General features: G+C 29.6%; 14 protein-coding genes. 2 read left to right on the top strand and 12 right to left on the bottom strand.

What is annotated here, in order from left to right:
* Window positions 1-12: 12 nt before the first annotated feature.
* The 8 genes from fabD to CLPU_RS06595 form a co-directional block, all read right to left on the bottom strand.
* Complete coding sequence (gene fabD, locus CLPU_RS06630) at window positions 13-957, bottom strand: ACP S-malonyltransferase (protein WP_050354875.1); 945 nt, start codon at window positions 955-957, stop codon at window positions 13-15.
* 10 nt (window positions 958-967) lie between these two features.
* Window positions 968-1,906, bottom strand: coding sequence for an enoyl-[acyl-carrier-protein] reductase FabK (gene fabK / locus CLPU_RS06625; protein WP_050354874.1), 939 nt, complete (start codon window positions 1,904-1,906; stop codon window positions 968-970).
* A gap of 10 nt (window positions 1,907-1,916) precedes the next feature.
* A complete protein-coding gene (locus tag CLPU_RS06620) occupies window positions 1,917-2,924 on the bottom strand; it encodes a beta-ketoacyl-ACP synthase III (protein ID WP_050354873.1) in 1,008 nt (335 codons plus the stop codon).
* Window positions 2,908-3,924 (bottom strand): phosphate acyltransferase PlsX, encoded by a 1,017-nt coding sequence (gene plsX / locus CLPU_RS06615; protein ID WP_050354872.1) that lies wholly within the window; start codon window positions 3,922-3,924, stop codon window positions 2,908-2,910. The genes CLPU_RS06620 and plsX overlap by 17 nt, the downstream gene beginning before the upstream one ends.
* Window positions 3,925-3,945: 21 nt before the next feature.
* Window positions 3,946-4,506 (bottom strand): transcription factor FapR, encoded by a 561-nt coding sequence (gene fapR, locus CLPU_RS06610; RefSeq protein ID WP_050354871.1) that lies wholly within the window; start codon window positions 4,504-4,506, stop codon window positions 3,946-3,948.
* A 343-nt stretch (window positions 4,507-4,849) separates the two neighbouring features.
* The gene (gene rpmF, locus CLPU_RS06605; RefSeq protein WP_050354870.1) at window positions 4,850-5,029 is read right to left on the bottom strand and encodes a 50S ribosomal protein L32; all 180 of its coding nucleotides are present in this window, start codon (window positions 5,027-5,029) and stop codon (window positions 4,850-4,852) included.
* Between the two features lie 18 nt (window positions 5,030-5,047).
* Window positions 5,048-5,566, bottom strand: coding sequence for a YceD family protein (locus tag CLPU_RS06600; protein ID WP_050354869.1), 519 nt, complete (start codon window positions 5,564-5,566; stop codon window positions 5,048-5,050).
* 93 nt (window positions 5,567-5,659) lie between these two features.
* Window positions 5,660-6,850: an acetate/propionate family kinase gene (locus tag CLPU_RS06595; RefSeq protein ID WP_050354868.1), complete on the bottom strand. Its 1,191-nt coding sequence runs from the start codon at window positions 6,848-6,850 to the stop codon at window positions 5,660-5,662.
* A 223-nt stretch (window positions 6,851-7,073) separates the two neighbouring features.
* Here CLPU_RS06595 and CLPU_RS06590 point away from each other — a divergent pair, with 223 nt between their 5' ends.
* Window positions 7,074-8,330: a nucleotidyltransferase gene (locus tag CLPU_RS06590; protein WP_050354867.1), complete on the top strand. Its 1,257-nt coding sequence runs from the start codon at window positions 7,074-7,076 to the stop codon at window positions 8,328-8,330.
* A 277-nt stretch (window positions 8,331-8,607) separates the two neighbouring features.
* Here the strand turns inward: CLPU_RS06590 and CLPU_RS06585 are convergent, their stop codons facing one another.
* The gene (locus CLPU_RS06585; RefSeq protein WP_050354866.1) at window positions 8,608-9,393 is read right to left on the bottom strand and encodes a patatin-like phospholipase family protein; all 786 of its coding nucleotides are present in this window, start codon (window positions 9,391-9,393) and stop codon (window positions 8,608-8,610) included.
* 85 nt (window positions 9,394-9,478) lie between these two features.
* Between CLPU_RS06585 and ylbJ the strand changes: the two genes are divergently transcribed.
* Window positions 9,479-10,750: a sporulation integral membrane protein YlbJ gene (gene ylbJ, locus CLPU_RS06580; protein ID WP_050354865.1), complete on the top strand. Its 1,272-nt coding sequence runs from the start codon at window positions 9,479-9,481 to the stop codon at window positions 10,748-10,750.
* Window positions 10,751-10,784: 34 nt separating this feature from the next.
* Here ylbJ and CLPU_RS06575 read toward each other — a convergent pair whose 3' ends face one another.
* Genes CLPU_RS06575 through rsmD form a run of 3 tightly spaced genes read right to left on the bottom strand, consistent with a single transcriptional unit; the run spans window position 10,785 to window position 12,341 of the window.
* Window positions 10,785-11,252, bottom strand: coding sequence for an ATPase (locus CLPU_RS06575; RefSeq protein WP_050354864.1), 468 nt, complete (start codon window positions 11,250-11,252; stop codon window positions 10,785-10,787).
* On the bottom strand, window positions 11,239-11,739 hold the full coding sequence (coaD, locus tag CLPU_RS06570) for a pantetheine-phosphate adenylyltransferase (RefSeq protein ID WP_050354863.1): 501 nt from the start codon (window positions 11,737-11,739) through the stop codon (window positions 11,239-11,241). The genes CLPU_RS06575 and coaD overlap by 14 nt, the downstream gene beginning before the upstream one ends.
* Window positions 11,736-12,341: a 16S rRNA (guanine(966)-N(2))-methyltransferase RsmD gene (gene rsmD, locus CLPU_RS06565; RefSeq protein ID WP_268760452.1), complete on the bottom strand. Its 606-nt coding sequence runs from the start codon at window positions 12,339-12,341 to the stop codon at window positions 11,736-11,738. The genes coaD and rsmD overlap by 4 nt, the downstream gene beginning before the upstream one ends.
* Window positions 12,342-12,349: the final 8 nt, after the last annotated feature.

The raw sequence follows: 12,349 nt of genomic DNA, 5'->3' as shown, positions 1-12,349 counted from the left end.
TATGACCCTCCTCTATTTAAAAGTATTTAAGAATTCCTTTAATGAATCTACATTTTCTATATTAAAGCTTTCTACTTTAACACCATGTTTTTTAGCTGTTTTTTTCACGAAAGCTGTAAGTGTTTTTCCTGGTCCTATTTCTACAAAAGTATTTATACCATCTTTTATCATTAGGTCTATAGTGTCTTCCCAAAGTACTGAATTTGAAACTTGATTTATAAGTAATTCTTTTACTTTGTCTTTATTATCTATATAATTACCTGTAACATTTGAAATTATATCCACATTGATATCACTTATAGATATGTTTTCTAATTCTTTTTTAAGCATTTCTCCTGCTGGCTTCAGTAGACTACAGTGAAAGGGAGCACTAACTGGTAGTATAACTGCTCTTTTTGCACCTTTATCTTTTGCTATGTCACATGCTAACTTTATGGTTTCTGTTTCTCCCGATAAAACTATTTGTCCTGGACAATTATAATTGGCTCCTTCTATTACGCCTTTCACACTACACTCTTCTATTATAGTATTTACAATTTCTCTATCTAGACCTAATATAGCTGCCATAGCTCCTTTTCCTTGTGGAACTACTTCTTGCATATATTTTCCTCTTTTTCTTACTAGTTCTACAGTCTCTTTAAAATCTAAAACTCCACTGTATACTAAAGCTGCATATTCTCCTAGACTTAAACCAGCTGTGACATCAGCTTTTATACCGCTTTCTTCTATAATTTTCAAAATTGCTATAGATGTAGCCAAAATAGCTGGTTGGGTATTTTCTGTTTTCATTAGCTCATCTTCTGGTCCTTCAAAACATAGACTTTTAATATCATTTCTTAATATTTCATTTGCTATATCAAATATTTCTTCTGATTGCTTGTAATTTAAAGCTATATCTTTTCCCATACCGACATATTGAGCTCCTTGCCCTGGAAATATAAAGGCCATTTTTCTCATATTTTCACCTCTAAATACTTTGTAGTCTATTTTTTACAGCTTCAGCTTGCATTACAATTTCTTCCATCACTTCTTTGCAAGATTTTATGTCTTTAATAAGTCCACTTATTTGTCCTGCCATTATAGACCCATTTTCAGAATCTCCTTCTAAAACAGCCCTTTTCAAAGACCCCATTCCAAATTCTTCTATTTGTTTTATATCAACCTTTTCTGACTCCATTTCTAATATCTTCTTAGTAAACTTATTTTTTAATGTTCTAACAGGATGTCCTGTGCTTCTTCCTGTAACTATTGCATCTCTATCTCCTGATTTAACTATCGCTTGCTTGTAATTTTCATGAGCTATACATTCAGTTGTACAAACAAATCTAGTTCCTATTTGTACTCCTTCAGCACCTAAAACTAAAGCAGCAATAACACCTCTTCCATCAGCTATTCCTCCAGCAGCTATGACTGGTATATTTACAGCATCTACTACTTGAGGGAGTAATGTCATAGTAGTCAATTCTCCTATGTGTCCACCTGCTTCTGTTCCTTCTATTATAATAGCATCTGCGCCTAATTTTTCCATTCTTTTTGCCAACGCAACTGTAGGAACTACAGGTATAACTTTCGTTCCAATACTCTTGAACTTTTCTATATACTTACCTGGATTTCCTGCTCCTGTAGTTATAACAGGAACTTTTTCCTCATATAAAAGTTCTATTATATCATCTACATGCGGTGATAGTAACATAACATTAGCTCCAAAAGGCTTATCTGTCAAATTTTTGACTTTTTGTATCTCTTTTTTTATAACTTCTGCTGGAGCATTTCCACATCCTATAATTCCAAGTCCACCTGCATTAGATACTGCAGCAGCTAGTTCTCCTGTAGCAATCCATGCCATTCCGCCTTGAATTATTGGATACTGTATATTTAAAAGTCCACATAGTTCTGTTCTAATCATAGTCTCCCTCCTATTTCTTATACCACTTTAGAACAGATGCTCCCCAAGTTAATCCTCCACCAAATCCTATAAGCAGTATAATATCATTATCCTTAATCTTATTTTCTTTTATAGCTTCATCTAAAGCAATTGGTATAGAAGCTGCTGACATATTGCCATATTTTTCTAAATTTGCATATACTTTTTCTTTTGATAACTTAAGTTTCTTTATCGCTGAATCTATAATTCTTATATTAGCTTGATGAGGTATTAAACAATCTATATTTTCAAGTTTCAATCCACTTTTTTCAATAATATTTTTAGATACTTCATCTATCTTTCTTACTGCAAATTTGAAAACTTCTCCACCGTCCATTTTCAAATAGTTTAGTCTTTCTTTCAATATTTCTTCATTAATAGGTGTCTTTGATCCTCCAGCAGGTACAAGAAGGTGTTTTGCCCCACTACCATCTGCACCTATCTCAAACTGTAAGATTCCTTTTCCTTTTGGAACTTCACTTATCACTACTGCACCTGCTCCATCTCCAAATAGAACGCATGTCCCTCTATCAGTCCAATCTATAATTCTTGACATTGCCTCTGTTGCTACTAAAAGTATATTCTTATAAACTCCTGACTTTATGAATCCATATGCCACTGAAAGTCCATATATAAATCCAGAACATGCAGCTGATAAATCAAAAGCTGCAGCTTTATTACAATTTAACTCATCTTGAACTATACAAGCAGTAGATGGTGTTAACATGTCTGGAGTCATAGTAGCTACCAAAACTAAATCTATATCACTAGCATCAACATTTGCATCCTTTAAAGCCTTTTTAGAAGCTTCTATTGCCATATATGAAGCGGCTCTACCTTCTTCAAGAATTCTTCTTTCTTTTATACCTGTCCTAGTAGTTATCCATTCATCTGATGTATCTACCATTTTTTCTAGTTCTAAGTTAGTTAAAACTTTTTCTGGTAAATAACTTCCAATTCCAATTATACCCACACCTTTATTATTAGCTATCTTTATCATTATTACCTCCTAAGAGATTAATATCTTCTTCTATTTTTTCTATAATTTTATTCTCAATAAAAGTTTTTGCCTGTCTAATAGCATTTTTTATAGCAAATTCATCTGAACTACCATGAGCTTTTATTACTGCTCCTTTTATACCTAATAAAGGTGCTCCTCCATATTCACTATAGTCTAAAGTTTTCTTAAATTCTTTAAGACTAGGCTTAAGTATAGCAGCCCCTATTTTTGTCATAAAAGATTTCATAAACACATCTTTTAACATATCAAATATAGACATTGCTAATCCTTCAGTAAGTTTTAGTATTATATTTCCTGAAAATCCATCACATACTAGAACATCATAATTTCCATATGGTATATCTCTTCCTTCTATATTTCCACAGAAACTTATATTATCTGTGTTTTCTAATAAGTCATAAGTTTCTTTCATTAGTTCGTTTCCTTTACCTCTTTCTGATCCGATATTTACTAATCCGACTCTAGGTTTAGACATATTCAGTATTTTTTGAGCATATATAGATCCCATTATAGCAAACTGTTGTAAATATTTAGCTTTACAGTCTGCATTAGCACCTATATCAAGTAAGAGGGATATGCCTTTCTTAGTTGGAAATACTGTTCCTAATGCTGGTCTTTCAATTCCCTTTATTCTTTTAACTATTAAAAGTCCACCACTTAGTACAGCACCTGTGCTCCCAGCAGAAATGAACCCATCTACTTCTTTATTTTTAAGCAAATTTAACCCTACTACTATAGATGAATCTTTCTTTTTTCTAATAGCCATTGCAGGCTCATCGTCATTAGTAATTATATCTCTTGCATTAACTATATCTATTTTATTTTTAGGATAATCATATTTATTTAATTCTTCTTTGATTAGTTCCTCTTTTCCTATAAGAACTATATTGACATCATATTCCTTAATAGCATCTATACTACCTTTAACGGTAACCTTTAGCCCATTATCTCCTCCCATAGCATCAACAGCTATTTTCATTATTCTCTCTCCTTTATAAGACTAATCTATAGAAACTAGAATGAATTTACCTCTAAAAACTTGATTCTGACCTACATAAGTAAATACATGAACAAAGTACTTATTTCCTCTTTCTCTAACCACCTCAGCTTTAGCTATTAGCTTTTCACCTGCCTTAACAGGTATCTTATACTTAACATTTGCAACACCAGTTAAAGCTACGTCAGCATCTATAACAGCAATAGCTAAAGATTCAGCTTGAGCATATATATTATGTCCTCTAACAAGACTAGTTTTCTTAAAAGCCATATTTTCATTTGTTTCTAATATAGATATTCCACTCTTTCCTAAATTAATATCTACTAGCTCCCCTACAATTTCAGTTCCACCTATTGTTCTTACTTTAGAGTAGGTAAGCTCTGCAACACTTTTTATTCTTTCTCTTAATTCTGGTATCCCTAGTTCAAGTCTATCTAATCTTATAGTTTGTATACTTACATTAAACATTTGCATTAACTCTTCATCAGTTAAAAAAGGGTCTTCTTTTAGTCTTTCTGTTAGCTTTTGTTGCCGTTCTTTTTTATTTATCCTTTTTCTTACCATAGTTTCACCTCGAGTTAATACTTATAATTAGTACCAGATACTAATAATAAGTATATATTACAGATATTAAAATTGCAATATTTTTATCTTAATTTTAAGATTTCTTGAATACAAATAATCTAATCCTTAATAGTTATATTTAGGTATATTACTCTAAATTTAAAAGTTTTGAAAATAAAAAATAATAAAGTAGTCTTATTACTTTTATTTTCAAAACTTTTGAATTATTACCTAGTATTATCTTTAAATTTATCATCTCAATTAATTTTTAGAACATAATTTTATATTAAAATCATTTACAAGATTGATCAAAAGAAAAAAGATAGTGAAATTTCACTATCTTTTATTCAACAGTTACTACTTCTTTATTTTTGTAGTATCCGCAAGAACCACATACTCTATGAGGTAATTTTGGCTCATGACATTGTGGACATTCTATTACAGTTGCTTTTTTTAGTACTTGAGCTGATGCTCTTCTCTTATCTCTTCTTGATTTTGATGTTTTACGCTTTGGTACTGCCATTAAGAACACCTCCTTAAGTTAATCAAACAAGTCTTTAAGCTTAGCCAGACGAGGATCTATTTCTTCCTTAGTACATTTACACTGTTCACTATTTAAATCTTTTCCGCACATGTCACATAGTCCTTTACAGTCCTCTTTACAAAGTGACTTCATTGGTAAAGATAATAAAATAGTAGATGCTATAGCTTCTTCAATTTCTACCTCGTCTCCGTTATAATAAATTATAATCTCATCACTCTCTTGTTCTCGATTTTCATCATTTTTCTCAACAATTTTCCCAGATAGAACGACTTCAATTGTATTTTCAAACTCAGCTAAGCATCTCGCACAGTTTTCTGAATAGTTATAAGTTACTTTAGCATCTAAAAACAAACCTTCATCTGTATTATAGATGCTTCCTTCAATTTCAGCTGGTCTTAAAAGCTTTAGGTCACGCTGTTTAGCCATACCATTGCTAGACAAGTCCACATCTACAGCTTTATTGATATCTATTTTATGAACAGTTCTATCTAGAAGCATTGATAAATCAAGCTTCATCTTGACTCACCTCTTAAATATTGCCAAATTTTATTATATAAAGGTACAGCTCTTTTGTCAAGAATTAATGTTTGCTACTATTTTAACAAAAAACTATATTAATGCTTTAGTATCTCTTGCAATCATTAATTCCTCATTTGTAGGAACTATTAAAACTTTTACTTTTGAATTCTCAGTACTTATTATTCTCTCTTTTCCTCTTACTTTATTCAATTCATGATCTATTTCTACTCCTAAGTAAGTTAGATATTTACAAATTTCTTCTCTAGCTTCTGCTGAATTTTCTCCTAGACCTGCTGTGAATACGATTGCATCAACACCATTCATCATAGCTGCATATGCTCCAATGTATTTTATAACTCTATTATTGAACATATACAAAGCTAATTTAGCTCTTTCATTCCCTTTAGCCATTTCATCTTCTACATCTCTGAAATCACTACTTACACCTGATATTCCCAATACTCCAGACTCTTTATTAAGTAAATTAGACATTTCATTTGGATTTAATTTTTCCTTTTCCATTATAAAAGGAATTATAGCAGGGTCCATATCTCCAACTCTTGTACCCATAACTAGTCCTTCTAATGGAGTGAATCCCATACTAGTATCTAAGCATTTGCCATCCTTGATAGCAGCTATACTAGCTCCATTACCTAAGTGACAAGTAATTATTTTTAAATCCTTTATATCTTTATTAAGAATTTCTGCTGTTCTTTGAGAAACATATTTGTGAGAAGTTCCATGGAATCCATATCTTCTTACTCCATATTTTTCATATAATTCATATGGTAATGCATATAGATAAGAATCTGCTGGCATAGTTTGATGGAACGCTGTATCAAATACTGCAACCATTGGAACATTTGGCATGATTTCTTTACAGGCTTCGATTCCCATAATATTAGGTGGATTATGTAATGGTGCTAAATCAACACAATCATTTAATCCTTTCATAACTTCATCAGTAATTAACACAGATTCAGTGAATTTTTCTCCACCATGTACAACTCTGTGACCTACTGCATTTATTTCATTCATTGATTCTATACATCCATGTTCCTTATCTACTAATGCATTAATTACAAGTTCTAATGCAACCTTATGATCTGGCATTGGCTTTTCTATTATTACTTCATCTTTACCACTAGCCTTATGTTTTATTCTTGGATTTTCTATTCCAATTCTTTCAGCTAAACCTTTAGCCAATACATTTTCATTATCCATATCAATTAATTGGTACTTTAATGAAGAACTTCCACAGTTAATAACTAATATATTCATTGATACCCCTCCTACTAAATACTTTCGTTCACCATAAAACATCTTATTACAATTACAAACAAAAATCAATAAATACCTCTATATTTATACCCTTTTCAATTGTTAAAAATTCTTCACTATTTTATAATTTACATTTTTACTTTTTTTTGAGAGATGATATAGTTTATAGTAAAGTATTTATTTAGTAAATAATTTAATAGATTTAATAGTTTGGAGGTAATCAATGAAAATTTTAGGCTTAGTAACTGAATATAATCCTTTTCATAATGGCCATCTTTATCATTTATTAGAGTCCAAAAAAATAACTAATTCTGACTATTCTGTATGTATAATGAGTGGTAATTTTTTACAAAGAGGTGAACCTGCATTATTAGATAAATGGAGTAGAGCAAAGATGGCAATAGATAATGGAGTAGACTTAGTAATAGAACTTCCTTTTATATATTCTTGTCAAAGTGCAGAATACTTTTCTTATGGAGCTATAAAGATACTAGATAGTTTAGGTATAGTAGATAGTATATGTTTTGGGAGTGAATATGGTAGTATAGACTCTTTAGGTTTAATTGCTGATGTTCTTATAGAAGAACCTGATGATTACAAAGAATACTTAAAAAAATATTTAAATGAAGGTAATTCTTATCCTAAATCTAGATCTTCTGCACTATATGATTTTTTTAAGACTCAAAAGCTTAATGATCATTTATATTTAAAGGAACTATTATCAAGTCCAAATAACATATTAGGAATAGAGTATATGAAAGCTCTGAAAAAAATCAATAGTAATATTATTCCTTATACAATTAAAAGAATTTCATCAAACTATCATGACAAAGAAATAAAAGGGAATATTTCTAGTGCTACTGCTATTAGAGAAGAGTTTTTTAAAAACAATGCATTAGATAATATAAAAGATACAGTACCAATTGAAACTTATAACTATCTCATAGATTTTCTAAAAGATTATAAGTCTTTCAATAGCATCGAAAACTTCAACCAAATTTTACTTTATATATTAAGGACTATGTCTCATGAGGACTTAAGTAATTATAAAGAAGTAGAAAAGGGACTAGAAAATCGTATATTAAAGTGCTTTTCACAATCAAATGATATTTCTAATATCTTAAATTGTATCATGACTAAAAGATATACCTTAACCAGACTTAAAAGAATTTTATTCCATATTCTATTGAATCTAGATAAAAATATGTTTGATTATTTAAATTCATTTGGTCCTCAGTATGCTAGAGTATTAGGTGCAAATAGAAAGGGATTAGAAATTTTAAGTACAGCAAAAAATACGTCATCGATACCTATTATAACTAAATTTTCTAATTATAAAAAATATAAAAATAACGTATTATCTAAAATGATTGAACTTGATAAAAAAGCTACAGATATTTATTTTATGGGACTAAGTGGATTAACAGATGTCTCAAGTTACAACCTAGATTATTATATTTCTCCTTACTTTAAAAAATAATTTTTTAATAACTTGTTAAATAGTTAAATATAAAAAATAAAATATTAAAGCTTTGTCTATTTTATTTTTTAACTTTATATTAACTTAATTGAACTATTTTTAATAATAGCAAAGATAGTCATTCAGCAACTAAAAACAGAAGTATTATGTAATTTATTAATTAACCCAAAGAAATCATTATAAAAGTAAGATAAAATAAATAACAAAATCCTTAAAACATTGTAATTTAAAGTTAAGATATTTTACAAAGTTTAGGATTTTGTTATTTATAAGTTTACTATGTATTTTTATATTCATTTATTTTTTCTTTAATAATATCTATTTTTTCCATAGTCGTATCATATCCAACCTTGACACAGTCTTCAACTAAATCAAATCTTGAAGGTCCTATATGTGACACATCTGGCTCTAATAGCACATCTGCTACTACCATTTGCTCAGACATAATTTGTTTAGCCATTACATCTATAGACTGTAGTATTATATCTACTATATGATTTGTTCTTCCCTGCTGGCTACTGAATCCTACATCAACGCCTATTACAATATCGGCCCCAGCTTTTTTTACTTCTGAAATAGGCACTCTATCAATTACGGCTCCATCTACAAGCATCATATCATTCATTCTTACTGGTATAAACACCCCTGGTATTGATATACTCGCTCTTACAGCCCTATATATTGGTCCTTCAGTGAATACATATTTTTCCCCTTTTTTAAGATCAGTAGATACTATTATCAATTTTTTATCTAAATCTTCTATATTTTTATTTTTAGTTAATAATCTTATCATGTCCTCTACTTTCTGACCTTTTATAAATCCTCTTTTAGGTATAGTAACATCAACCCATAACTTTCTATCAATATTATTTGCTATAGCCCCAATAGTCTTAGCATCTATGTTACAACAATATAGACTGCCTACCAGTGCACCTGCACTACATCCAGCTATAATATCTACATGTATATCATTTTCTTCTAGTGCCTTTAATACACCTATATGTGACATTCCCCTAGCGGCTCCTGATCCTAATGCAATCCCTATTATCGGCTTACGTTTCAATTCTTTCACCCCTTATAATTTCTTAAACTATCATATTCTATATTTTTCTTCAATATAATATAACATATCAGATAGGAGGTTTTACATGACTACTTTAATTTTGACAACTATATTAATATTTATTCTGATAGCTTTGATTTTGTTAATAAAAAATAAGAGTTATATAAAAACTATTATTATTTCTTCTATATCTATCATAATTATCACTATTATAGTTATGTTTCCTAAAAATTCAGTTGATGCTGCTTTGAGAGGATTATTGACTTGGACTAATGTAGTTATTCCTTCTCTTTTTCCTTTTTTTATAGGTTCTGAAGTATTAATTGGACTAGGTATAGTAGATTTTATAGGAACACTTCTTAAACCTATAATGTATCCTTTATTTGGAGTTCCAGGAGAAGGTTCGTTTGTATTTGCCATGAGTGTAACATCTGGATATCCCGTAGGAGCTAATTTAACAGCCAAACTAAGATCACAAAATATAATAACGAAAACAGAAGCTCAAAGACTTATTGCTTTTTGTAGCACATCTGGACCTTTATTTATTATAGGAGCAGTTTCAGTTGGAATGCTTAAAAATCCTAGAGTTGGATCTTTATTAGCTATAGCTCATTACCTGGGTGCTATAAGTGTAGGATTAATATTTAAGTTTTATAAAAAAGATAAAAGAAAAAAAACTATCATAAAAAAAAGTAACTATATAAAAGAAGCCTTTATTTCTCTAATAAAAGCAAGAGAAAAAGATGGTAGATCTTTTAGTACCTTATTAGCTGACTCAATAACTTCTGCTTTTAATTCAATGTTTATGGTAGGTGGTTTCATAATACTTTATTCAGTAGTAATAGAAGCAATGAAAATAACAAATATAATAGATTTTATATCAGATATATTAATAAAGATGGTCCCTTTTAGTATCAATTCTGAAATTATGACATCATTTGTATCTGGTCTAATTGAAATGACTAATGGTTGTAAAATGGTTTCAGATGTTGACTCTGCAAGCTTAATTATAAAGATATGCGCTATTAGCTTTTTAATAGCATGGAGTGGATTTTCAGTACATAGCCAAGTCATGAGTATGATAAATAACACAGATATTAGTTACAGGTTATATATATTATCAAAACTGTTACATGGTTTATGTTCTAGTGTTTATAGCTACTTTATATATAAACTAATTTTTAATAGTTCATCTAGTACAATCAGTTTACCCGCAACTGAATTAGAAAGTTTTGCAAATTGGCTGTTAACATTAAAGTTTTCTTTTCAAATAGAATTTATTATAATTATTAGTATTATTCTAATATCGCTAGTTTTGGGAACATTATACACTCTAACGCATAAATTAAGTAAATAAAAAACTTCCCTTAAAAATAAGAGAAGTTTTTTATTTATTTATCACCTTTCAATTCATTTCTATTAGCTTCAACAACCTCGACAATATCCTTTATATTATTTCCCAATGACATCAATCTATTCTCCACTTCTTTTAATAGTTGATCTGCATATTCCATAGACCCTATACGAATCTCTTTAGCATTACTTTGAGCTTTTTCTATTATTTCTTCTGCTCTTTCATGTGCTTGTCTTACTATTTCATCTTGATCTACCATCTCTTCTATATGTAGCTGTATTTCTTTTACCATGGTATCTGCATCACTTTGTGCTTCCGCTAATATTCTTTGTCTCTCTTCCTTTATCCATTCTGCTTGCTTTATTTCATCTGGCAGTTTTGATCTTATTTCACCCACTATTTCTAGCAACTCATATTTATCAACTAAAGTCTTTCCTGCAAAAGGAATACTTGAACTTGATTCAAGAATTTCCTCCATCTCGTCTAAAAGTTTAAAAACATCCATTGTTATCTTGCCCCTCCTTAAACTTTTTCTCTATAGCTATTTGTACTGCGCTAGGAACTAATGAAGAAACATCCCCTTTAAATCTTGCAACTTCTCTTACTACACTTGAACTTAAAAAAGAATATTGACTACTTGATATCAAGAAAAAGGTTTCTGCTTTATCGTATAAACTCTTATTTGTTAATGCCATTTGCATTTCATACTCAAAATCTGAAACGGCCCTTAATCCTCTAACTATAACTCCTACGTCTCTTTTTTTAACATAGTCAATTAATAATCCTGAAAATGTATCAACTTCTACATTTTCATAATCTTTAGTTACTTCTTTTATTAAATCTGATCTTTCTTGTACCGAAAATACAGTTTTTTTAGAAGTATTATTTAAAACTGCTACTATAACTTTCTCGAATTTTTTAGAACATCTTTCAATTATATCCAAATGCCCATTAGTAACTGGATCAAAAGTTCCTGGATAAAGAGCTATCATTCTGTAACCTCCTCATTAGTGTAAAAAGATACAGAAGTACCTCCATATTTTCTAGTATCTATTTTTATAAAACTTAAATGTTTATTAGGTAACTCCAGTTTTGTTTCGTGCTCAATTATAATTTTTCCTTCTTTTTTTAATAAATTTTCTGTATAAATATTTTCCAAAGCAGGAAGTATATATCCTTTTTCATAGGGAGGATCCATAAATATATAATCAAATTTTAAACTTTTTTTACCTAATATGCTAATAGCTTTGCTCACATTATTTTTATAAATAAATGCTTGATCAGTAAATTTAGTATTTTTTAGATTTTCATTTATAACTTTTATACTATTTGCATCGCCATCTATAAAATAACATTTTTTTGCTCCTCGACTTAAAAACTCTATGCCAACATTTCCTGAGCCTGAGAACAAATCTAAAACTATACTATCTTCACTTATATATCCTAGTATATTAAAAATGGACTCTTTTACTCTATCAGAAGTTGGTCTAGTATTTAGCCCCTTTGGTGACTTAAGTTTAAACCCTCTTACTTTTCCTGTAATCACACGCAAGTAAAATTCCTCCTTAGTACTAACTATATAATATTTTAGCACAATAAAAT

It is taken from the genome of Gottschalkia purinilytica, from assembly GCF_001190785.1.
GTDB lineage: Bacteria > Bacillota > Clostridia > Tissierellales > Gottschalkiaceae > Gottschalkia_A > Gottschalkia_A purinilytica.
This window is presented reverse-complemented; position numbering and strand designations above follow the sequence as displayed.

Bases quoted from the DNA above. Each gene is read 5' to 3' on its own strand.
- fabD (WP_050354875.1), bottom strand. From the start codon at position 957: ATGAGAAAAATGGCCTTTATATTTCCAGGGCAAGGAGCTCAATATGTC.
- fabK (WP_050354874.1), bottom strand. From the start codon at position 1,906: ATGATTAGAACAGAACTATGTGGACTTTTAAATATACAGTATCCAATA.
- CLPU_RS06620 (WP_050354873.1), bottom strand. From the start codon at position 2,924: ATGATAAAGATAGCTAATAATAAAGGTGTGGGTATAATTGGAATTGGA.
- plsX (WP_050354872.1), bottom strand. From the start codon at position 3,924: ATGAAAATAGCTGTTGATGCTATGGGAGGAGATAATGGGCTAAAGGTT.
- fapR (WP_050354871.1), bottom strand. From the start codon at position 4,506: ATGGTAAGAAAAAGGATAAATAAAAAAGAACGGCAACAAAAGCTAACA.
- rpmF (WP_050354870.1), bottom strand. From the start codon at position 5,029: ATGGCAGTACCAAAGCGTAAAACATCAAAATCAAGAAGAGATAAGAGA.
- CLPU_RS06600 (WP_050354869.1), bottom strand. From the start codon at position 5,566: ATGAAGCTTGATTTATCAATGCTTCTAGATAGAACTGTTCATAAAATA.
- CLPU_RS06595 (WP_050354868.1), bottom strand. From the start codon at position 6,850: ATGAATATATTAGTTATTAACTGTGGAAGTTCTTCATTAAAGTACCAA.
- CLPU_RS06590 (WP_050354867.1), top strand. From the start codon at position 7,074: ATGAAAATTTTAGGCTTAGTAACTGAATATAATCCTTTTCATAATGGC.
- ylbJ (WP_050354865.1), top strand. From the start codon at position 9,479: ATGACTACTTTAATTTTGACAACTATATTAATATTTATTCTGATAGCT.
- CLPU_RS06575 (WP_050354864.1), bottom strand. From the start codon at position 11,252: ATGGATGTTTTTAAACTTTTAGACGAGATGGAGGAAATTCTTGAATCA.
- coaD (WP_050354863.1), bottom strand. From the start codon at position 11,739: ATGATAGCTCTTTATCCAGGAACTTTTGATCCAGTTACTAATGGGCAT.